Genomic DNA, 22,376 nt, shown 5'->3' on the forward strand with positions numbered 1-22,376 from the left:
AAAATCCGGTGCGCATGCACCGGATTTTTTGTATCTAGAATCTAGCTGGCTAGCTTAGCTTACTGAAACGTTGACCAAATAGGTGCGTGGTCAGACGGTTTTTCAATACCACGTAATTCGTAGTCGATGTCTGACTCAATACATTTTGCCGCGAGTTTTGGTGTCGCAAGGATCACGTCGATACGCAGGCCACGGTTGTCATCAAAGCCGCGTGAGCGGTAATCAAACCACGAGAAACGGTCGCTGACTTCTGGATGAATCTGGCGGAAAGTATCGACAAAGCCCCAATCCATTAACGTTTTTAACCATTCACGCTCTTCTGGCTGGAATGAACATTTACCTGTCTTCAACCAACGTTTACGGTTTGGCTCTCCGATACCGATGTCTGAATCGATCGGACTGATGTTGATGTCACCCATCACGATCAACTGTTCATCATTGGTGTGGTTCTCGGTCAAGTAGCCCATTAGGTCTTTGTAGAACTGGCGTTTGTATGGGAATTTAGTTTCGTGACTGATGTTATCACCCTGCGGGAAGTAGCCATTGAGTACTGTGACTTTTTCGCCGTTGTCATCTTCAAACGTCGCCATGATCATGCGTTTTTGATGTTCTTCGTTGTCGGTAGGGAAACCTTTCTGGATAGAGATTGGCTCTTTCTTGCACAGCATGGCAACACCGTAGTGTGCTTTTTGTCCGTGGAAGTACACTTTGTAGCCCATCGCTTCAACGTCTTCGATTGGAAAAGCTTCATCGTGAACTTTGATCTCTTGAAGGCCGATGACATCTGGTTGATGTTTATCAATCACCGCTTGTAACTGGTGCAAACGAGCGCGCAGACCGTTGATGTTGAACGAGATGACTTTCATCCTAAATCCTTAATTATTCATCATTCTAATTGGCATAGTCGCCGATCTTATCATCTTCTGCCACAACACACTAAAGCAAACATCATTAACTATATTTGTTAACATTCCCTTAAACTTTCGATTGATAAATGGCCGTGTTGTGTTGTAATAAAAGGCTAATATAGCGCCATAGGCCTTATCGAGTTTGCTTAAAAGGATGTAATATGCGAACCCTTTCAGTTCAGTGGAAAATCACACTCTTAGCTGGTTGCTGCCTGCTTATCACTTCTATCTCGCTCATTGGTTTTTCGGTCTACAACGCGGTGACCAATCAAAAACAGATCAAAGCGCAAAGCAGTGAATCGGTCATCACCAAATCCGAACAACTGCTAGAAACACGAGCATTGCTCAACGCAACAGAGGTCGCAGAGTATTTAAATGAAGCACTTTATCGTGCTGAAATGCTTGCTTCGAGTGCCGAGTTTCAAAAGAGCAACACGGAAGAAAACTTCGGTGACAGCGAAGAGCTGCGCACAGCATTGGATGAAATGGTGCGTAAAGCAGTACTGAACTTTGATTCGATTCAGGGCGCGTATCTGGTGTTTGAGCCAGATTTACTCGACGGGGAAGACAGTAACTATGTTGGCGCTCGATACGTAGGCTCTAATGATATCGGTCGTTTTGCGCCTTACTGGATTATCGCTGAAAACGGCGAAAATGTGGTTGCTAATGTACTGTCGGAAAAAGACATTAGTGCGGAAGCAAACAGTGAGCGCTTTTTCTGTCCAATCGCGTCAGGCACATCTTGTGTGACAACGCCTCGCATGCTTAAACAAGGTGACACTCAGTTCCTTGCTACTTCGATTTCCGTGCCAGTATTTTCTCAAGGTGTCGCGGTAGGTTTCTTTGGTATCGATTTACGTTTGGACGTATTGAAAGATGTTGTGATTGATTCGGACAAACAGCTGTTTTCTGGCAGTGGCAACATCAACATCATCAGTTTAGATGGCTCGTTGATTGCTAGTGATGATGCGACTCGCCCACTGGGCCAGCCTTATGTCAGCGATACCTTGTCAAACAATCAGATTACCGACCTGTTATTTGGCCAGGGCGTTAAAACTCAGTGGACTGAAAATAGTCAGTGGCTAAGTGTATTTGCGCCAATTATTGTCGCAAACCAAACCTGGGGTGTACTGTTTGATATGCCTCGTGCAAGCGTATTGACTGACGCCAACAAGCTGGACGCGATCATCAGTCAACAAGTGGAAGAAAGTGTCACAACCGAGCTGATTGCGGGGTCAGCTTTGGTACTACTTGGTCTTGCAACCATCGCATTAATGGCGTCTCGTTTGGTGAAACCAATTCGTGAAGTCGTGGCAAGATTAGATGACATCGCGTCGGGAGAAGGTGACCTAACTCAGCGTCTAGACGTCAAATCACAAGATGAAATCGGTCAACTGGCTGGTGGCTTTAACCAGTTCCTCGATAAGTTACAGTCAATCATCACTGATGTAGTGGATACGACGTTCCAAATCGGTACTACCACCCAGCAATCCACTGTTGCCGCGCAGCAGACACGGAATAGCAGTGACTCGCAGTTTAAAGAAGTTGATCTAGTTGCGACCGCTTCCGAGGAAATGACACAGACCGCAAGCTTGGTGGTGCAAAATGCGGAAACGGCAGTGCAAGAAGCGCAAAAGGCGAATGATGCGGCGCTTTCTGGTCAACAAGTAATTGAACAATCACAACAGGAAATGCAGCACTTAGTTGAGCGTATGACCGCTGCCGTTCCAGTGGTAGAAGAGCTGGCGAAGAACAATGCCAATATTACTGAGATTCTCTCGGTTATCGAGGGTATTTCTGAGCAAACCAACTTGCTCGCGTTGAACGCTGCGATTGAGGCTGCTCGCGCGGGTGAACAGGGTAGAGGCTTTGCGGTGGTTGCCGATGAAGTTCGTAGCTTGGCAAGTGGCACTCAAGACTCGGTTGGTGAGATTCGCCAAGTGATCGAAAGTGTCCAAAAAGGCACTCAGGATGTGGTGGCGGCGATCCAAGATGGGAATGATCTTGCGAATGATTCAGCGCAGCAGGTGGAAAAAGCGGTTGAAGAGATCCGACGCATTTTCACTGCGGTTGAGTCGATCAGTGATATGAACTCGCAGATAGTAAAAGCGGCCGAAGAACAACAATCGGTGAGTGCGGAAGTCAACCAAAGCGTGGCCAACATTCGTGACCTTAGTGCGCAGATACTCACCCAAGCAGAAGAGTCAGAATCGGTTAGCAGCCAAATTGGCGAACTTTCGCAGAAGCAGCAACAATTGGTTAATCAGTTCAAAGTATAAGAAAAGGCGACCTAGAGTCGCCTTTTTTGTGTGTTTTCGGTTTAGCTTGGAGCTTAATCCAAGTACCAATAGCCTTTATTGAGCAATGTACAAAGTAGATCTGTGTTTCCATCTTTGTGTAACTGCGGCAAATTAGTCGCGGTAATCGTCTCATGATCACACAGCAGGTGGCAGAGCTCTTTTGACGCGGTGAAACGCTCACCGTTGATGTAGGCACTGGTTGGTTTTTGCTGATGGTAAAGCGCTCGAACACCCGAGACTTTTCTCAAAGCGCCACCTTGGTGCAAATGTTCGAGCAGTTCTTCACTTGTATATGGCTCTTCAGGCTCGACAATATCCAGCTGGTGACGAGACTGACTTAGCATGCTACCCATAAAATCCGCGATGTCCTCTTCTGAGCGAAGAGCAGACATCAACATATCGGTTAACTTGGCTAAGTCTTGGCTTTGGATTTCACCATTATTGGTTTGAGCCTGTAGATCTGGGTTGTGCAGATGAATATCGCCTTTATCGTAGGCTAAGACGTAGTCAGCAAAATTGCTCAGTAGCTCTTGTTCTTTCGGTGAGCGGAAGCCCATCGAGTAGCTCATACTCGGTTCAAGCGTATTTCCTTCGTGAGGAAAACCTGGCGGAATGTAAAGTATGTCACCAGGTTGCAGCACTTCATCGATAATCGCATCAAAACCCTCGATTTGTCTTAACGCGCCACCTTGTATCGATTCTTTGTATTGGCCTTTATCCATATCACCGACACGCCAACGGCGCTTACCACTACCTTGGATGATGAAGACGTCATATTGGTCAATGTGAGGTCCAACTCCGCCTTCCGGAGCAGAGAAACACACCATGAGATCATCAAACAACCACTGGGGAAGTTGCTTAAAAGGTTCAACTAGTTCCGCTGCACCGAGGTGCCAGTGATTACACGCCTGAACGATAAGCTGCCAGTGGCTTTCATCCAGCGTTTCAAACAGTGATTCTGGGAGAGGACCGTGCTTCGCTTTCCATTGGCCTCCTTTGTTGGAGACAAATCGAGAGTCGATCTCTTCTTCCATTGCCAACCCAGCAAGTTCATCGGGGGTGATTGGGTCAACAAAGTCGACAAATCCTTGTTTGATGACCGTTGGTTTCTTGTGCCAATACTCTGCAAGAAATTGTGCCATATCAAAGTTAAGCTGATACATGCTTAATTGCTCTCCAGCTTACGTTCTAAATCGGTCTTAACAATATTGAGTGCTTTGAGCGCTACAAGAGGGTCGACTTCATTGCTTTCTAGTAGATAGATAAGATCAACCGCGAGTTTCACTTCATCTGGTGCTTGTTCCAGTTCTGATTGAGCTGATGACATTTACTGATTTCTCTCTCGGTAGGTAATTTGGTTTTCAATTTTGAGCTTGGATTCCTGACAGCGTTTAAGTCGCTGCTCGGTAGCGAGTAAAGCTTGCTGAGCTGCCTGTTGCTGGAATGGTGGTGCGTACTGCATTGCAAGCTCTTTCTCGCGCACCATCTCCATTAACCGTCTTTCCCATTCTTGGTGTTGGGCGAGGTTTTGATAGAGCTCGTTGATCGGCTTTTGGTAGTAGCTTTTATGCTTGGGCTCTTGTTTGCGAATAGTGGTTGTCGCTAATTCACGTTGAATGGCACTGATCTGCGAATACAATCGCTCGGTGAGGTACTCAGCTCGAAGCGCCGTTAATTTACCCGCTTCCTCTTCTTTTACTAAGCTGTTGAGCGTGCTTTGAGTTTCAGTCACACAAGGAACAAGCAACTTTGCTTTGCATCTGAACAGGCGCTCATCAAAAAGCGGCAAGTGATGTTCACCACGCTGTCTATCGAGAGCGGCCGCTTGATTTGCTAGTTGCTCTAATGTGTTGGCTAACTCTTTAATACGACTCATTACTTTATACGACTCATTTTATGCGCCAGATTGTTCGGTTGCTTTAAAACCTATCGCACTCATTGAAAGTTTAGTACTCGATAACTCGTTTGAATGGAGGTAGCGAGTCAAGAAGTGCTTTGCCGTATCGCTTAGTCACAATACGTCGGTCAAGTATCATAACTCTACCAGAATCCCGCTCTTTTCGCAGCAGACGCCCAACAGACTGAATCATCTTTTTACTCGCTTCGGGCACGGTAATTTGCATAAACGGATTGCCGCCTCGGTTCTCGATGTATTCAGCATGAGCTTGCTCAACTGGCGAAGTTGGTACCGCAAACGGTATTTTGGTGATGATTAGGTTCTCTAAAAGTTCACCCGGCAAGTCGAGTCCCTCAGAGAAACTACCCGTACCAAACAAGACGCTTGTTTTCTGGCATTGGACGAGGGTTTTATGTTTTTTTAGTATTTCTGAGCGCGACTCTTGTCCTTGAACTTGCAATGCCCAGCCTCTTTTAAGGAAATATGTTGATAAAGCTTCCGATACTTGATTCATTTGCCAGTAAGAAGAAAACAGCACAAGGTTGGCTTTGTTCTCTTCAATCAGGTTTGGCAGGATATCGATTAGATAATCGGTGTACTGCGGAGCCTGAGGTTCGTACTTCATTTTAGGGACAAAAAGCTCGGCTTGATTCTGGTAGTCAAAAGGCGATGCGAGCGCAAGGTAGCGCACACCGTCTTCGGCTTTTTCGCTGATACCTGCTTGTCGACAGAAGAAGCTAAATGAGTTCAGCGCTCGCATCGTGGCGGACACTAGTACTGCGCCTACACAGCGGCTCCACAATTGTTGGTCTAATTGCCAACCGACTTCAAGCGGAGAGACGTTGACTACGAAGTCTCCTTCGCGCTCTTTGCTTACTTCGAGCCATCTCGCCAGCGGAGCGCCTTTTTCGCGGGTTGGCTCTGCCATGAGATGCCAAACTTGGGCGAGGTTATCCATACGTTGGATATAAAAGCCCAACTCGGCTAATGCAGGTTCGGCCAGTCGATTTGACAGCTCACCGTCTTTGACTCGCTCTGATATTAGGTCTGCAATTTTCGCGACGGCTTGTGCGCCTTTTTGCGATAGCTTCTTGAGTTCTTTTGCTTCTTCTTCTAACCAGCTAGGCAACTCCCCGTTTTCGAAGCGGTAAATGTTTTCTTCAAAATGAGCTGGGTCAAAGCGGGTGGCTAACTGGGATAGGGAAGGGATCAACTGCTGAACCGAATCTTGAAGCTCATTGCGAAAACGGCTCACGCGCTTTTCGTCTGCCATGCCCGCAAACTTAGTGACAGATTGATTGAGTCTTTCAAGCCAACTGGCCGCACCTTTTAAGCTCGCTGCAGCTGAGGAGTGATCGCGCGCAACATGAGGTAGGTGATGAGCTTCATCAAAGACATAGATGGTATTTTCCGGTTCAGGAAGAATAACTCCGCCCCCCAAATCAGCGTCTGCCATTACTAAGCTATGGTTAGCGATAACCACGTCTGCTTTATCAAGTTCTGAGCGCGCTTTCTGAAATGGGCAGTCTCGGTGGGCAGGCATACTGCTGTTACAGCTGTGTTTATCACTGACGATCAGTTGCCAAATCTCATCTTTAATCGGCTTTGGCCAGGAATCGCGGTCGCCGTCCCACTTGTTCTGGGCCAGCTTTTTATACATCAGCTCTAATTGTTCGATGTCTTTCTTTTTTGGTTTTTGTTCAAACATGGCCAGTTGGCCGCCATCCACACCCGAAGCGGAGGCAAGCTTCTCTGCACAGCAGTAACGTTGTCGACCTTTCGCCAAGATAAAAGAGAATTCTCGATCGGTGATGCGTCTATATAGAGGCAAATCTTTGTTTACGAGCTGTTCTTGCAGCGCAACCGTTGCTGTTGAGATAACAACTTTGCGATTGCTAAACAGCGCCACAGGGATCGCTGCCATTAAATAAGAGAGAGATTTGCCGATGCCAGTTCCTGCTTCCGCAACAATCATTCGTGTCGATTTGTGATACTCGCCACACAGCGTTTTAACAATTTCTGCAACGAGGTAGTTCTGCGCTCGGCGAGGGACAAAGTTATCTAGCTGAGATTGCAAATTTTGATAACTAGTGCGAACGGCATTTTGTATTTTACTGGCTGTCATTCTGTGATCTCGATTACGGGGAGGCGATGATAGCACAGTTTGCTAAAGGCTACTTAGTTCACGAAATAGAATTCTTGATCGCCAAATGTGGATCTCCTTCACAAAAAAAAACTGAACCATCAGGAACTTAGATTAATTTCTAAATGTAAAAAATATATAACTCTAAATGAGGTGCTCCAATGAAATATTATCCTGTAATTTGTTTTATTAATGCGCCCATAAAGATAATTAATCTAATCATTAAAAGTTGGCATGGTTGAACGTACGGTTTGTAAGGTTGTAGGTTTTGCTCGCAAAATGAGCTGTTTTATATGTAACTATCTGATTTTTATTTGTTTTAGGTTTTTTTATTAAATTTTTTTTGATCATTTGACAGGTAGGATAATCTTTTGCAATCTAAGACTCGCATTTACTGGCGATGACATCCCGCCCAATAAGAGGTAAGAGTCATCATCAAAAAACATAAAGGGAACCGGACAAGGAATTCCCATCTTAAGAAAAGGCAGTGGATTATTATGAAAAAGACTCTAGTAGCTCTTTCAGTTTTACTTGCAGCTTCATCACAAGCTAGCATCGAACTATACAACCAAGATGGCGTAACAGTTAATCTTAAAGGTGACATCGAAGTTCGTTACAAGAAGACAACTTCTGAAGACGACAACTTAAAACAAGAGATCGACGATGCTGACATCGGTTTTGACACTCGTTACGCAGTAAACGATGACTTCCAAATCGGTGGTTACATTGAGTACTCTGGTGACTCAAGTGACCGTGCTCAAGGTAATGTTGCAAACGGTAACACTTACGTAGGTTTCTACTCTCAAACTTACGGTAGCCTAATCGTTGGTAAACTAGATACTGTACTAGATGACGCAGGTATCGGTAGCGACTACATGTTTGGTCTATCTTCTTTCTTCGGTGATGATCTAGACTTCGGTGGTGAAGAAGCAATCCGTTACGACTACGACAGCGGTTCTTACTACTTCTCTGTAGGTTACAACCAAGACGCTTACGAAAACCACATTTACAACCGTGATAGCTACGTTGATGCTAAAGTTGGTGCACGCGTTGCAGATTTCGACTTCACAGTATTCTACGGCTCAGCTCACGTTGACAACTCTGATGATGATCTAAGCCTAGTTGCTCTTGAAGCGCGTTTTGCAGGTATCGAGAATGTAAACCTTGAAGCTGCTTACTACTACACTGATTTTGGTACTGTTGAAGCGGATACATTTGCTATTGCTGCTGACTACACAATGGAAGCATGGACTTATGCTGCAGGTGTAGACTTCGTTGACCCTGACGAAGGTGATGAAGTTACAAACTGGTTTGTTAACGCTGGTTACGGTATCGCGCCAAACACTACTCTATATGCTGAAGTAGGCGGCAGTGATGAAGACGACACTGACGTTGCATACGGCTTTGGTGTTAAAGCATCTTTCTAATCAGTGATATCAACTGATAACGATTTATCAAAGAAGCCACCCTCGGGTGGCTTCTTTTATTTCTAATGTTAGTATTGCAAAAAGACCTAGTCACTCCAAAGAGATTTGGGGTTTACACAGAGAGAGAAAATACGTGAAAAGAGTTTTAGCTACACTTGCAGCCTTAACTTCCTTGTCAATACATGCGGCAGAGTTAAATGCTGAGAATGGTATATCCGTACTGTACATTAATGGTCAGCAGGCTGAGTCTAAATTGGGTGTGAATGAAATTGGCGAAGGCTTTAATCAAGTTGTCATCCGTATGGATAAAACAATTGGTCGTGGAGGAAGTGAAGAAGTATTTACCTCAAAACCTTTTGTCATAGATTTACAAGTATCAGGTAGTGAGATTTTAATAGAGCATCCTAGTGCGAGAAGTCTTCAAGAGGCAGAACGTGCTTTTAAAGGGGATGACCCTAAATGGAAAGTCACCCAAGATGGCAGCGCATTGCCTTATGAACAAGAAGTGCTAGAAGGAAAGTCTGGTTTATTTCCGTTTTTGAACATGGAAGAGCTGGTTACGGAGCACAACAAAAAACGTGGAATTTATTTCGAGAACGGTGACTTAGTCGATAAACCTGAAATTGCAATTGCTGCTACTGCTGGAAAGACAGATTCTACGTCAAAGTCCGCACCGATCAATAATGTGGAACAGCTTAAAGCATGGTACTTAAAGTCCTCTGCAGAAGAACGCAAAACATTTCGACGTTGGATAATCGAGCAAGATTAATGGTATTGGTTGTCAAGAGGCTTCTAGTAAGAAGCCTTCTGTCGTTAGGAAAAGCAATCTGATGATTGAAGTGCGTTTTGGATTGCCGCTATAAGTTGTTCGATATTTTCTTGATTACTAATAAACGGCGGCATCATATAGATAAGTTTGCCAAATGGCCTGATCCATACGCCTTGCTCGACAAAATGAGCCTGAATCGCCTCCATGTTGACGGGTTTGGTGGTTTCTACCACTCCAATGGCGCCAAGCCAACGAACATCCGCTACTAACTCATGTTGTTTCAGTGCTGGTAATAACTTGGCAAATATTTGCTCAATCTGCTCTGTTTGATGTTTCCAATCACCTGTTTCTAATAGCTCCATACTTGCCGTTGCGACCGAGCATGCTAATGGATTTCCCATAAAGGTTGGTCCATGCATAAAGCAACCTGCTTCACCGCCGCACACAGTATCTGCTACGTGTTTAGACGCTAATGTAGCTGACAAAGTCATGTAACCGCCAGTAAGCGCTTTACCGACACACAAAATATCGGGCTGTACATCTGCGTGCTCGCAGGCAAACATTTTACCTGTGCGTCCGAAACCGGTTGCGATTTCATCGAGAATCAATAGCACGCCATACTGGTCGCAAAGCTCACGCACTCCTTTTAGAAAGTTTGGGTGATAAATACGCATCCCACCTGCGCCTTGTACGATCGGCTCTAAAATCACAGCGGCGACCTCGTGATGGTGAGCGTCAATAGTGCGTTTAAAATCATCTAAATCACTCTCATGCCACTCTTGCCAGAAACCTATGTTAGGAGACGGCGCAAAGATATGCTCCGGTAGAAACCCTTTGTACAACGAGTGCATAGAGTTATTCGGGTCCGTCACCGACATTGCCGCGAATGTATCGCCGTGGTAGCCGTCGCGCAAGGTTAAAAACTTCGGCCTTGTTTCACCTCTAGCATGCCAATATTGCAGTGCCATCTTAAGGCTGACTTCTACTGCGACTGAACCAGAGTCTGCGAGAAACACGTGTTCTAAGTTGTCTGGAGCGAAGTTGAGCAGTTTTTTACACAGGTTAATCGCAGGATCATGTGTAATACCACCAAACATCACATGCGACATTTTATCAATTTGGCTATGTGCGGCGTTGTTTAGATGAGGGTGGTTGTATCCATGAATCGCTGACCACCAAGAAGACATACCGTCGATAAGTTGAGTTCCGTCTTTTAGCTCAAGGTATACGCCGTTTGCAGATGTCACTGGATAACAGGTCAGAGGTGCGAGAGTGGAAGTGTACGGATGCCAGATATGGTCGCGGTCAAAGGTAAGATCCATGTTTTAAGTGCTCAAATAGTGGTGATTAAAAAATAATCAAATGTAAACTTTTGTGTTTTTATCTTGTTGACAGTGTTTATGTTGTCAGTAGACTAGCCATAAATCAATCTAATAATGACTAGTAAAAGGAAAGCACGTGGAAGTACGTCACAACTGGACTGTTGCACAAGTTCGTGAGCTTATGGACAAGCCGTTTATGGATCTTCTTTTTGAAGCACAAACGATCCACCGCCAATACCAGCAGCATAACCATGTGCAAGTCAGCACATTACTTTCTATTAAAACGGGCGCCTGTCCTGAAGATTGTAAATATTGCCCTCAAAGCGCACGTTATCAAACCGATGTAGAGAAAGAGCGTTTAATGGAAGTTGAGCGCGTTCTTGATGCCGCGCAGAAAGCAAAGAATGCCGGTTCGACACGTTTCTGCATGGGAGCGGCGTGGAAAAACCCTAAAGAGCGCGATATGCCGCATCTAACTCAGATGATCAAAGGCGTGAAAGATATGGGGCTAGAAACTTGTATGACGCTGGGCATGTTGACGCCCGAGCAAGCGCAAGAGTTAGCTCATGCAGGTTTGGATTACTACAACCACAACCTAGATACATCGCCTGAGTTCTACGGCAACATTATTACAACCCGTACTTATCAAGACCGTTTAGATACGCTTTCTCACGTGCGTGACGCGGGGATGAAAATTTGTTCTGGCGGCATTATTGGTATGGGTGAAAGCGCAAACGACCGAGCGGGTTTGTTTGTTGAGTTAGCTAACCTACCAACCCATCCGGAAAGCGTACCAATTAACATGTTGGTCAAAGTGAAAGGCACACCGTTGGAAGAAGTTGATGACGTCGACCCATTTGATTTCATCCGTTTGATCGCGATCGCTCGTATTATGATGCCACAATCAGCAGTACGCTTGTCTGCAGGGCGTGAGAACATGAACGAACAGATGCAGGCACTGTGCTTTATGGCAGGCGCAAACTCTGTATTCTACGGATGTAAGCTTCTCACCACGCCAAATCCTTCAGAAGACAAAGATATGCAGTTGTTCGATAAACTGGGTATCAATAGCCAACAAGTTTCGCAAAAGCCAGACGAAATTGAAGAAAACGACTTGCTAGACCGCGTTGTGGAACGTGTTGCCGCGCGACCAACAAAGGACGACTTGTTCTACGATGCCAGCGTTTAATCAGCGTATCGCTAAAGCCCTTGCAACGCGTAAGCAGCAAGGGCTATCAAGGTGCTTGCGTTCAATTGACGGTGGTAACCAGGCGCAACTTCTCTTCAATGATTCGCTGTTTACCAACTTTTCGAGCAACGACTATCTCGGTTTAGCCAGCGATAAGGAACTGTCTCTTGCTTGGCAGAGAGGTATCGAGTTATACGGAAATGGCAGTGGTGCGTCGCCGCTAGTAACAGGTTTTAGTCCGGCTCATCAGAATTTGGAATCAGCGCTATGCGATTGGTTGGGGTATCCACGTGCGGTGCTATTTAATTCTGGCTTTTCAGCTAACCAAGCCATGCTGTTCAGTTTGCTAGAAAAGGGTGATCTGCTGTTACAAGACAAACTTAATCACGCCTCTTTAATGGAAGCTGGGGCATTATCGCCAGCGACAATGAAGCGTTTTTTGCACAATGACCCTCAGTCGCTAAGCAAGTTGCTGACGGAAGAGGCGTTAGTCGTCACTGAAGGCGTGTTTAGCATGGATGGAGATTTAGCTCCATTGGCTGATTTGCATGCTTTGTGCGAGGGCCAAGCTTGGCTAGCCGTTGATGATGCGCATGGAATCGGCGTTTTAGGTGAGCAAGGTCGCGGCAGCTGCTCGCACGCTAAGGTTAGACCTGACTTGTTGGTAGTCACTTTTGGTAAAGCGTTTGGTTTGTCTGGTGCCGCGATATTGTGCAGTGAAGAAGTCGGTAATTATTTGACTCAATTTGCTCGCCACCACGTCTACTCAACAGCTATGCCTCCGTCTCAAGCGTATGCGCTAATGCATGCTGTCGGTATGATTCAGCGCCAAGAATGGCGCCGAGAAAAACTATCCGAACTCCAGCAGTGCTATGCCGAGCAGTTTTCTCATTTCCCCGGTTATACCGAAACAATTACCCCAATCAAACCGCTATTGGTAGGGGAGTCTGAGATAGCACTCTCACTCGCTGAACACGTCAAACAGCAAGGTCATTGGTTGACGGCGATCCGACCACCAACCGTGCCTAAAAATACTGCTCGGATACGCATCACATTGACAGCGAATCACACGACAAAGCAAGTGAGAGCGCTGGCAGAGAGTTTAAACCAAGCGATGGAGAAGTTGAGTTGATGGAACATGCATTCGCATTGAACTCAGATGCAGCATTGGATAAAGCTGCGATCGCAGAAGCATTTGGTAAAGCGGCGAGCACTTATGATGCGCATGCCCAGTTTCAAAGAGACGTTGGACATCGATTGTTGGGGTTCTTACCGGAAGATTTGAGTGGTAAAACAGTATTGGACGTAGGCTGTGGTACGGGGTACTTCTCTCAGCAGTTACGCCAAAGAGGAGCCGAGGTTATTTGCTTTGACCTGTCCGAACAAATGTTGGCCGCGGCAAAAACGCGCTGTGGTGAGCACAATGTCACTTACCAACAAGGAGACGCCGAATGTCTGCCATTTGAATCAGATTCGGTGGATTTCGTGTTTTCCAGCTTAGCCCTACAGTGGTGTGAAGACTTATCGGTACCTTTGCGAGAAATGCGTCGGGTAGTGAAGCCTAGTGGAAAGATTTGTTTTTCTACGCTGCTAGATGGCTCTCTGTGTGAGCTTAAACAAGCGTGGCTAGAAATTGATGGATATCAACACGTCAATGACTTTATCGCCACCAATCAGGTAAAAGTTGCGTTAGCGCAATCTGGTTGCGTGAACCATCGTCTAGACTTGCCCACCATTACACTCTGGTACGAAAGTGCATTTTCCTTGATGAAAGACTTGAAAGGCATCGGCGCTAACCATGTTAGCGGGCGCTCTCAAGGCTTAACAAGCCGCAAGTCATTGCTGCAAGTTGAGCAATCGTACCAGAAATTTAAAAACCATCAGGGTCTTCTTCCTGCCACATATCAGGTTTGTTTAGGGGTTATTCATCTATGATTGATGCTTTTTTTATTGCTGGTACGGATACCGATGTTGGAAAAACAGTTGCGTCGAAAGCGATTTTAAACGCGCTAGCAAACAAAGGATTATCTACAATTGGTTATAAACCAGTTGCCGCAGGAAGCGAAAAAACAGCGGAAGGGTTTCGAAATTCTGACGCGCTTCATCTACAAAATGTTGCAACGGTGGATGTCGTGTATCAAGACGTCAATCCATACGCCTTAGAGCTGCCAGCTTCTCCGCACATCGCGGCTAAAAATGAGCAGGTAGAGATTGAATACTCAGTGCTTAGCGAGAAACTTGCTCAACATAAGCGAAATGCCGATATCGTCTTGGTTGAAGGCGCAGGCGGTTGGCGTGTTCCTGTTTCTGATTCAGATTGCTTATCAAGTTGGGTGCAGCAAGAAAAGCTACCTGTCGTTTTGGTGGTAGGAATCAAATTAGGCTGTTTGAGCCACGCGATGCTAACGTTTGACGCGATTAAAGCAGACGGTCTTCAAGTCGTGGGTTGGGTAGCGAATCGAGTGAATCCAGGTACAGAGCATTACGCGGAAATCATCGATATGCTAGAGCAGAAAATTGATGCGCCTAAGCTGGGTGAGATCCCTTACGTACCAAGCGTTAAACGCAAAGAATTGGGTAAGTACATCAACGTTGAGCCTTTATTATCGGCTTAGATATGTTCCTCTGAAAATGCAAAAGGGCAGCTAGTTGGCTGCCCTTTTTAATGTGCGTAAGTAACGGCTTACATCTCTGAAGCGAGTCCAACAAAAGCTTGTTGGGTTTCGACGATGTGCTTTTGTACACTTTCGTCACAAGAGATGCCTAGCTGCTTCATTGCTTCTTCCTCTGAAAGACCTAGATGACAGCATAGTAAATCAATAGCCATTTGATAGTTGCTAGTTTCGACCATGATGCTTTTCCTTTATTCACATGGAAGTGGTTGTCTGCGATAAATCTAGCATGATTCAACGGCTACACAATAAGACCAAAGTCTAAGTCTCGGTATGCTGTTTTATAACTGATTGAAATTATGTTTGAATTTATTTGCCTTCATTTACACAACCTAAAGTATGAAATTTACGAAATCAAATGTTTCAATTTGCGACTTAACCTTGTAAATAAAAGAGATAGACTATATCTAGGTAATAAATAAAAAGGGTGTAAGCCCCTTAGCACGTAGCTTGGTCGTCAGGCTACGGGCGAATAATAATAAGCTTCCGTTTTTGGAGAAAATTAAATGAAGCGAGTAATGTTGTTTTTGGCAACCAACCTAGCCGTCGTGCTGGTTTTGAGCGTTGTGCTCAATATTGTTTACGCTGTAACGGGGATGCAGCCTGGCAGCCTGTCTGGGTTGTTAATCATGGCTGCGGTGTTTGGTTTTGGTGGCGCGTTTATCTCACTATTAATGTCGAAAGGCATGGCGCTACGTTCAGTTGGCGGTATGGTTATCGAGAGCCCGCGTAACGAAACAGAACATTGGCTTTTGGAAACCGTGCGCCGTCAGTCTGAGCAAGTTGGCATCGGTATGCCAACGGTTGCGATCTATGACTCGGCGGATATCAACGCGTTTGCTACGGGTGCTAAGCGCGATGATTCATTGGTCGCAGTATCGACTGGCTTGCTACACAACATGACGCGTGATGAAGCTGAAGCGGTACTTGCGCATGAAGTGAGCCATATTGCCAATGGCGATATGGTCACCATGACGTTAATGCAAGGCGTTGTGAACACCTTCGTGATCTTCCTATCACGCTTTATCGCTAACTTGGTCTCTTCAAATAGCGATGAAGAGGAAGGTGGCAGCAACATGATGGTGTACTTCGGTGTCTCTATCGTACTTGAGTTGGTGTTTGGCTTCTTAGCAAGCTTCATCACTATGTGGTACAGCCGTCACCGAGAGTTCCACGCAGATGCAGGCGCAGCGCAACTTGTGGGTAAACATAAAATGATCGCTGCACTAGAGCGTTTAAAAGTCAGCCATGAATCTCAGCTAGAAGGCTCAATGATGGCATTTGGTATCAATGGAAAGCGTTCAATGACAGAGCTACTGATGAGCCATCCACCGCTAGACAAACGTATTGCAGCGCTGCGTAACTCATAAGTTACAACAGTTTAAATGCTCGAAAGGCTTGGTAGAAATACCAAGCCTTTTTTTGATCCCTTTATCTCAACCTACGTATAAAAGTTCACAAAGTTTTACAAACTTAAAAGTTGTACAAGTTTCTATGATGTTCTATCTTAGTTTTATTGTACATAAATTTAATCTGTACAATATTTGGAGAGTGGAATGGACATCGCCTCAGTCGGTGAAATTTATCAACAGCTATCAAAATCAAACCTTCACACCTTAGAGCCGGTTTATCACAAAGAAGTGGTGTTTGAAGATGCCGCCCATCGCTTAGAAGGTTGGACGGAGTTACAGCGTTACTTTGACTCACTGTACTCCAACGTAAACCGCTGTGATTTCGATATCAAAGAGCAGCAGCAGGTGAACGACAATGGCTTTTTGACTTGGACCATGACGCTAGAGCATCCCAAGTTGCAGAAAGGCAAAACCATCTGTGTGAATGGTGTTAGCCACCTCAAGTTCAGAGACGGTCAAGTGATTTACCACCGTGATTATTTTGATCTTGGTGAGATGCTGTATGAAAACCTGCCTTTATTGGGTTCGGTGATTAAAGCGATCAAGCAGAGGTTAGGCTCATGAAAAGTGTACTGATCACTGGGGCAACTTCTGGCATTGGGCACCAACTGGCGAAAGACTACGCCGCGCAGGGCTGGAGAGTGATAGCTTGCGGTCGTAATCAACAGGCATTGGAGCACCTGCAAGCTCACTCTACTTTGATTACCGGATTAGCGTTTGACTTGACTGACCGCGTTCAAACTCACTCAGCGCTTAGTTCACTAGAAACAATTCCTGAGCTCTGGTTGTTAAATGCTGGAGACTGCGAGTACATCGATGATGGTGTTATCGACTCAAAACTGATTGAACGCGTCTTCTCAGTCAATGTGATTGGTTTGGCTAACGCCTTTGAAGCCTGTCAGCAGCACTTTAAGCCTGGTCACCACGTTGCTCTCGTCGGGTCTATCGCGAGTGAGGTTGCGCTACCTAGGGCAGAAGCGTATGGCGCTTCGAAAGCCGCTGTGAGCTATTTTGCCAGAGCGCTACAGCTCGACTTAAAAGCGAAAGGGGTCAAAGTTTCAGTCATCTATCCAGGGTTTGTGAAAACGCCACTGACTGACAAAAACACCTTCCCGATGCCGATGTTGATTGACACAGAGCAAGCATCACATGCCATCCGTCAAGGCTTGGCCAAAGGGAAAGAGCACATCTACTTTCCCAAACGCTTTACAACCATTTTACGACTTATCGGGTTGCTGCCGTATCGGTGGCAAAACGCAGTCACGTCGAAATTGATTTCGAATTAAAAGGAGTTTTCAATGAGAGTCGCAATTATTGGTAGTGGTATCTCTGGGCTGACGTGCGCGTATCACTTGCACCCATCACACGATATTACGGTGTTTGAGGCCAACGATTACATTGGCGGACATACCGCGACTGTAGACGTTCATGTCGAAGGTAAGCCTTATTCTGTCGACACCGGATTTATTGTCTATAACGACCGCACGTATCCACGTTTTATGCAGATGATGGATGAGATAGGCGTGGAAGGCCGTCCGACACAAATGAGCTTTAGCGTCCACAACGAAGCAAATGGGCTGGAGTATAACGGCCATACGCTCACGACCTTATTTGCTCAGCGCCGCAACTGGTGGAATCCACGCTTCTATCGATTCATTTTCGAAATCCTGCGCTTCAATAAGCGTGTTAAACAGCTAGTTGAAGATGGAGAGGGGCAGTCACAAACTCTCGGTTCTTTTCTCGCGCAAGAGCGTTTTAGTGATTATTTCTGCCGAAATTACGTACTGCCAATGGGAGCTGCAATTTGGTCCTCCACGTTGGCTGATATGCGTTCGTTTCCACTCGACTTTTTTGCTCGATTCTTTTTAAACCACGGACTACTTGATGTGACCAATCGCCCGCAGTGGTATGTGATTGAAGGTGGTTCTAGGGCATATATCGAGCCGTTGATCCACGGTTTCGCAGACCGAATTCGTTTATCGACGCCAGTGGAAGAGGTTGCGCGCGATTTTGCGGGTGTCAAAATCAAAGTAAACGGTGCAATTGAACGCTTTGACCAAGTGATTTTCGCTTGCCACAGCGACCAAGCGTTAGCGTTGTTGAAAGACGCCGATACGGTTGAAAAAGACGTCTTGTCTGGACTGGAATATCAAGCTAATGAAGTGGTACTGCACACTGACGAGTCTTTGTTACCAACGCGCAAAGCAGCTTGGGCATCGTGGAACTACCGATTAGGGAAAGGCGATATTGACGGCCAGCCACCGATGCTGACCTACAACATGAACATTTTGCAACACATCGAAGCACCGGTAACGTTTTGTGTGTCTTTGAATAGCTCAGAACACATTCAGCGTGACAAGATTTTGCGTAGCTTTACTTACCATCATCCAGTATTCACCAAACAGTCGATGGAATCGCAACAACGTCGCGGAGAAATCAATGGTGTCAATCAGACTTGGTTCTGTGGAGCGTATTGGTACAACGGATTCCATGAAGACGGCGTGAGAAGTGCGCTAGATGTGGTTTCTGGAGTGCAAAGAGTTGCGCAGCATACCCAGCAAAAAGGTGCGGCGTAATGCAAAGCGCGCTTTTGGTTGGTAACGTCAGGCATCGACGTTTTACTCCCATCAAACACCAGATCAACTATCCTTTGTTTATGCCCTGTATCGACCTTGATGAGATAGAGATGTTGCAGGATAAGGTATGGGCTTTCGGTACGCGTTGGTGGCATTGGGCAAGGTTTAGACGTGAAGACTATCTTGGCTGCGGGGACTTGAAACAAGCGGTGTTTGATAAGGTGCTTGAATTGACTGGTGAGCGCGTTGAAGGGCGTGTTGAGGCGGTAGTGCACTTGCGTTATTTGGGGATCTATTTCAGCCCCGTCAATTTCTATTATGTCTACGACCAAGCTGGAAGTTGGCGTTACCTTTTGGCAGAAGTGAGCAATACACCATGGAATGAACGTCACTACTATGCCATTTCAGCGACGTCTCAAGCGGCATGGACGCATGACAAAGCGTTTCACGTTTCACCGTTTAATCCTATCGATCAAAAGTATGTTTGGCGGATTAAACCGCTGGACAAGCGCTTATCTGTACATCTTGAGTGTCATCGAGACGGCAAAGCCTTTGATGCAACGCTCAGCATGCAAAAACAGCCATTAAGTTCGGTATCTTTACTCAAGCGACTGATCTCGACGCCAATAATGGCAGTAAAAGTAGTAAGCGGTATTTATTGGCATGCCTTGAAATTGTGGTGCAAAGGCGCACCATTTTATTCCCATCCTAAATACCATCAGGAAAAAGACGCTCATCAGAAAAATAAAGCTAAGGAGCATAGAACATGATCAACTCGCAAGTGATTCCTTACCCAAGACAGCTTTCCAGTGGTCAGAAAACCGCGAGAAATCTTGTATTTACACTGCTTCAAAAGTTGGAAGTTGGTTCGTTGACCATTCTCGAATCTTTCGATGAAGAGCATGCGAAACAGCGAACGTTATTCGGTTGTCCAAAAAATGGCACGCCGCAAGCGATGATTGAGGTGAAGAACCCTGCGTTTTATTCACGCGTATTATCCGGTGGGAGCATTGCTGCCGCTGAAGCATATATGGATGGTTGGTGGGACAGCCCTGACCTGACATTAGTGATGGAGTTGATGGCGGCGAACATCTCCACATTGGATTCTATTGAGAGCCGGGTCAGTTTACTTTCGAAACTTGCTTATCGGGTTGGCCATTGGTTTAACCGCAATACGGTGGAGAACTCAGCGAAAAATATCGAAGCACATTACGACTTGAGCAACGATTTATATCAGACATTTCTCGATAAACGAATGCTTTACTCTTCCGCTCTATATTGCAATGAAACGGATTCTCTAGAGCAGGCGCAAGAAAACAAAATGGAGCGTTTGTGTCAGCAACTTAACCTTAGCGAGCGCGATCACGTGATCGAGATTGGCACTGGTTGGGGGGCAATGGCGATTTACATGGCACAGCATTACGGTTGCCGAGTGACGACGACGACGATTTCTGAGCAACAGTACCAGTACGCCCAACATCTGATCGAAAAGTTAGGCTTACAAGATCAGATTACCCTGCTTAAAGAGGATTACCGTAATCTGAGTGGGCAGTACGACAAGCTTGTTTCTATCGAGATGATCGAAGCGGTCGGTAAAGAGTATCTAAAATCGTACATTAAAAAGTGCCAGTCGTTGCTGAAACCAAAAGGTTTGATGGCAATTCAGGCGATTACCATCGCCGACCAAAGATACGATTACTACAGCAACAACGTTGATTTTATCCAAAAGTATATCTTCCCTGGTGGCTTCTTGCCTTCGGTTACCGCGCTTACTCAAGCGACAACGCAGTACAGTGATCTGGTGTTGAGGGATTTGTTTGATATTGGAGAGGATTACGCCAAGACGCTCAGCGATTGGAAAACTCGCTTTAACTTAGCGGAGTCACGTGTGCGCGCACTAGGCTTTGATACGCGCTTTATCCGCATGTGGAATTATTATTTCTGCTATTGCGAAGGCGGCTTTAGAGCAAAAAGCATCAGCACCGTGCACATGACGTTCCAAAGGCCGTAGCGCGATGGACTGGCGTTTTGTAGCCTATTCGGTGTGGTTTCAAAGCTTTTGGTTTCTCGCCGTACTAGGCAATCAACAGTGGCAATGGCTGAGTGCGTTGTTGGCGGCTTGCACCCTGTTAGGCAGCTATTTACAACATGAGATTAAGTTGCAGCGTGTCGCGTTACTTGTCGTCGCGGGTATTGGTCTTGATTTTGGTAACGCACAGCTAGGTCTTTTGATCTTCGAGACAACTTTTCTGCCTGTGTGGTTAGTATCTTTATGGCTGCTGTTTGTTTGGTATGCGTACTTTCTGTTGCAGAAACTAAATCGCTTCTCTGTTTGGAGCATATCGCTGCTGGGCGGCATTGGCGGTGCACTGAGTTATATCGCTGGTGAAAAGCTTGGCGCTGTAGAGTTCGGATTTGGTATTGAAGTAACAATGGCAATTCTTTTTAGTGAATGGCTCGCAATGTTCTGGTTGATTCAAAAGGTATATGGCTATGAGAGTGAAAACCATAATCAACGCGCTTAGTTCACTGCTACTTATGCTGTACACGCAGACAAGTTATGCGTCTGCAGCGCAAGCCAGTCTAGAGTGGAAAAACTGGTCGATGGTGGGACAAGCGCAGTTGAGCGTGCTGTTTTTCGATGTCTACCAATCTAGGTTACTCACGCCAAACGGTGTTTATCAATCAAGCGATGATATTTCTCCGCATCCTTTGGCTCTTGCCATCGACTATCAACGAGACATTTCTAGCCGACAGTTGCTTGAAGCTACGGATGAGCAATGGGAAAAACTGGGTTATCAAACCCCGATGCGAAAACAGTGGCTTGTGCAGCTAAAATCTATTTTTCCTGATATCAAAAAAGGACAACAACTCGCTTATGTGACAGATGGTCAGACTGGTCAATTCTATTACCAACATAAAGGGCAGGTTGACGCCATCGGTACCATCAGTGATGAAACGCTCAATGATGCGTTTCTCGCGATTTGGTTATCTCCCAACACTCAATATCCAAAGTTACGTAAGCAATTAATTGGAGTTAAATGATGAATAGGTTTTTACAAATGTGCGGCATTTGTATCGCGCTGCTGCTTGGCGGTTGTTCGAGTGATATTAAGGATTACCAATCGAGTATGCCGGCTTTTAATGTGTTTGAGTACTTTGACGGTGAGTTGACCGCTTGGGGGATGGTGCAAGACTATACGGACAAACAAACCCGCCGATTTGAAGTCTCGATCGTCGGCACTGTTGAAGGGGATACGCTGACTCTGACCGAAGATTTCGTCTTCGATGATGGAGAAACAGACCAGCGAATATGGAAAATCACTCGTCTAAGTGATAGCGAATATCAAGGCGTAGCCGATGACATTATCGGTGTCGCTAAGGGTAGAGAAGTTGGCAATGCGCTGCAGTGGCAGTATGACTTTGAGCTGCAGTTGGAAGACTCTTCGGTGGTGGTGAGTTTTGATGATTGGCTCTATCGTCAAGATGACAAGCATGTATTCAACGTCACCAGTATTAACAAGTTTGGCGTTGAAGTCGGTAAGATAACTCTATTTTTTCAGAAGAAATAGGGCAAAAGAATTAGGGCGTGTTGACCTTTCGAGATGATTTTTGCAGCAGTTTGTGGGTTCTTTATACAAGGCAGAGGCTTTGAAATGTAGTCACTCTACCTGATAAGCCGATAACGCAGTAGAAAGGATCCACAAACGCTGCCCAACGGGTTCGGCTAAAAGCGTTTTACTCATTGTTGAGAGGTATTT

The 22,376-nt window shown here is 45.7% G+C and carries 23 protein-coding genes; 16 read left to right on the plus strand and 7 right to left on the minus strand.

What is annotated here, in order from left to right:
• Positions 1-59 precede the first annotated feature (59 nt).
• Positions 60-866, minus strand: a complete 807-nt coding sequence (xthA, locus tag AKJ31_RS16995) for an exodeoxyribonuclease III (protein WP_053410268.1) — start codon at positions 864-866, stop codon at positions 60-62.
• 203 nt (positions 867-1,069) lie between these two features.
• On the opposite strand from xthA, the gene AKJ31_RS17000 reads away from it, so the two are divergent.
• Complete coding sequence (locus tag AKJ31_RS17000) at positions 1,070-3,187, plus strand: methyl-accepting chemotaxis protein (protein WP_053410269.1); 2,118 nt, start codon at positions 1,070-1,072, stop codon at positions 3,185-3,187.
• 53 nt (positions 3,188-3,240) lie between these two features.
• Here AKJ31_RS17000 and AKJ31_RS17005 read toward each other — a convergent pair whose 3' ends face one another.
• The 4 genes from AKJ31_RS17005 to dinG all read right to left on the minus strand — a co-directional run bounded on the left by AKJ31_RS17005 (position 3,241) and on the right by dinG (position 7,230).
• Positions 3,241-4,371, minus strand: a complete 1,131-nt coding sequence (locus AKJ31_RS17005) for a ribosomal protein uL16 3-hydroxylase (RefSeq protein ID WP_053410270.1) — start codon at positions 4,369-4,371, stop codon at positions 3,241-3,243.
• Between the two features lie 2 nt (positions 4,372-4,373).
• On the minus strand, positions 4,374-4,535 hold the full coding sequence (gene rsmS / locus AKJ31_RS17010; protein ID WP_053410271.1) for a pleiotropic regulatory protein RsmS: 162 nt from the start codon (positions 4,533-4,535) through the stop codon (positions 4,374-4,376).
• The gene (locus tag AKJ31_RS17015) at positions 4,536-5,084 is read right to left on the minus strand and encodes a primosomal replication protein (RefSeq protein WP_053410272.1); all 549 of its coding nucleotides are present in this window, start codon (positions 5,082-5,084) and stop codon (positions 4,536-4,538) included.
• 70 nt (positions 5,085-5,154) lie between these two features.
• Positions 5,155-7,230, minus strand: coding sequence for an ATP-dependent DNA helicase DinG (dinG, locus tag AKJ31_RS17020; protein ID WP_053410273.1), 2,076 nt, complete (start codon positions 7,228-7,230; stop codon positions 5,155-5,157).
• Positions 7,231-7,745: 515 nt separating this feature from the next.
• Here dinG and AKJ31_RS17025 point away from each other — a divergent pair.
• Together AKJ31_RS17025 and AKJ31_RS17030 are read left to right on the plus strand one after the other, a co-directional pair.
• On the plus strand, positions 7,746-8,675 hold the full coding sequence (locus AKJ31_RS17025; RefSeq protein WP_053410274.1) for a porin: 930 nt from the start codon (positions 7,746-7,748) through the stop codon (positions 8,673-8,675).
• A gap of 46 nt (positions 8,676-8,721) precedes the next feature.
• On the plus strand, positions 8,722-9,444 hold the full coding sequence (locus AKJ31_RS17030; RefSeq protein WP_245639064.1) for a YccT family protein: 723 nt from the start codon (positions 8,722-8,724) through the stop codon (positions 9,442-9,444).
• Between the two features lie 44 nt (positions 9,445-9,488).
• Here the strand turns inward: AKJ31_RS17030 and bioA are convergent, their stop codons facing one another.
• Complete coding sequence (gene bioA, locus AKJ31_RS17035; RefSeq protein WP_053410276.1) at positions 9,489-10,766, minus strand: adenosylmethionine--8-amino-7-oxononanoate transaminase; 1,278 nt, start codon at positions 10,764-10,766, stop codon at positions 9,489-9,491.
• A 136-nt stretch (positions 10,767-10,902) separates the two neighbouring features.
• On the opposite strand from bioA, the gene bioB reads away from it, so the two are divergent.
• The 4 genes from bioB to bioD are packed head-to-tail and all read left to right on the plus strand — an operon-like array spanning position 10,903 to position 14,570.
• A complete protein-coding gene (gene bioB, locus AKJ31_RS17040) occupies positions 10,903-11,955 on the plus strand; it encodes a biotin synthase BioB (RefSeq protein ID WP_053410277.1) in 1,053 nt (350 codons plus the stop codon).
• Positions 11,942-13,087, plus strand: a complete 1,146-nt coding sequence (gene bioF, locus AKJ31_RS17045; protein WP_053410278.1) for an 8-amino-7-oxononanoate synthase — start codon at positions 11,942-11,944, stop codon at positions 13,085-13,087. Before bioB ends, bioF begins: the two co-directional genes overlap by 14 nt.
• On the plus strand, positions 13,087-13,890 hold the full coding sequence (gene bioC, locus AKJ31_RS17050) for a malonyl-ACP O-methyltransferase BioC (RefSeq protein ID WP_053410279.1): 804 nt from the start codon (positions 13,087-13,089) through the stop codon (positions 13,888-13,890). The genes bioF and bioC overlap by 1 nt, the downstream gene beginning before the upstream one ends.
• Positions 13,887-14,570, plus strand: coding sequence for a dethiobiotin synthase (bioD, locus tag AKJ31_RS17055; protein ID WP_053410280.1), 684 nt, complete (start codon positions 13,887-13,889; stop codon positions 14,568-14,570). Before bioC ends, bioD begins: the two co-directional genes overlap by 4 nt.
• Before the next feature lie 68 nt (positions 14,571-14,638).
• Here the strand turns inward: bioD and AKJ31_RS23265 are convergent, their stop codons facing one another.
• The gene (locus tag AKJ31_RS23265; RefSeq protein ID WP_167421037.1) at positions 14,639-14,806 is read right to left on the minus strand and encodes a hypothetical protein; all 168 of its coding nucleotides are present in this window, start codon (positions 14,804-14,806) and stop codon (positions 14,639-14,641) included.
• A 327-nt stretch (positions 14,807-15,133) separates the two neighbouring features.
• Here AKJ31_RS23265 and htpX point away from each other — a divergent pair, with 327 nt between their 5' ends.
• The 9 genes from htpX to AKJ31_RS17100 all read left to right on the plus strand — a co-directional run bounded on the left by htpX (position 15,134) and on the right by AKJ31_RS17100 (position 22,187).
• A complete protein-coding gene (gene htpX, locus AKJ31_RS17060) occupies positions 15,134-15,997 on the plus strand; it encodes a protease HtpX (protein ID WP_053410281.1) in 864 nt (287 codons plus the stop codon).
• Between the two features lie 186 nt (positions 15,998-16,183).
• A complete protein-coding gene (locus tag AKJ31_RS17065) occupies positions 16,184-16,603 on the plus strand; it encodes a nuclear transport factor 2 family protein (RefSeq protein WP_053410282.1) in 420 nt (139 codons plus the stop codon).
• Entirely contained in the window at positions 16,600-17,325 is a 726-nt protein-coding gene (locus AKJ31_RS17070) for an SDR family oxidoreductase (protein WP_053410283.1), read from the plus strand. The genes AKJ31_RS17065 and AKJ31_RS17070 overlap by 4 nt, the downstream gene beginning before the upstream one ends.
• 12 nt (positions 17,326-17,337) lie before the next feature.
• Entirely contained in the window at positions 17,338-18,615 is a 1,278-nt protein-coding gene (locus tag AKJ31_RS17075) for an NAD(P)/FAD-dependent oxidoreductase (protein WP_053410284.1), read from the plus strand.
• Positions 18,615-19,385 carry a DUF1365 domain-containing protein gene (locus tag AKJ31_RS17080; protein WP_053410285.1) on the plus strand — a complete coding sequence of 257 codons (771 nt, stop codon included), beginning with the start codon at positions 18,615-18,617 and terminating at the stop codon, positions 19,383-19,385. Before AKJ31_RS17075 ends, AKJ31_RS17080 begins: the two co-directional genes overlap by 1 nt.
• A complete protein-coding gene (locus AKJ31_RS17085) occupies positions 19,382-20,626 on the plus strand; it encodes an SAM-dependent methyltransferase (RefSeq protein WP_053410286.1) in 1,245 nt (414 codons plus the stop codon). Before AKJ31_RS17080 ends, AKJ31_RS17085 begins: the two co-directional genes overlap by 4 nt.
• A gap of 4 nt (positions 20,627-20,630) precedes the next feature.
• Positions 20,631-21,140: a DUF2878 domain-containing protein gene (locus tag AKJ31_RS17090; protein WP_053410287.1), complete on the plus strand. Its 510-nt coding sequence runs from the start codon at positions 20,631-20,633 to the stop codon at positions 21,138-21,140.
• Positions 21,109-21,660, plus strand: a complete 552-nt coding sequence (locus tag AKJ31_RS17095) for a chalcone isomerase family protein (protein WP_053410288.1) — start codon at positions 21,109-21,111, stop codon at positions 21,658-21,660. The genes AKJ31_RS17090 and AKJ31_RS17095 overlap by 32 nt, the downstream gene beginning before the upstream one ends.
• Positions 21,657-22,187 (plus strand): DUF3833 domain-containing protein, encoded by a 531-nt coding sequence (locus tag AKJ31_RS17100; RefSeq protein ID WP_053410289.1) that lies wholly within the window; start codon positions 21,657-21,659, stop codon positions 22,185-22,187. The genes AKJ31_RS17095 and AKJ31_RS17100 overlap by 4 nt, the downstream gene beginning before the upstream one ends.
• Positions 22,188-22,376: the final 189 nt, after the last annotated feature.

Origin of the sequence: Vibrio hepatarius (assembly GCF_001274785.1) — a bacterium.
Taxonomy (GTDB): Bacteria; Pseudomonadota; Gammaproteobacteria; order Enterobacterales; family Vibrionaceae; genus Vibrio; species Vibrio hepatarius.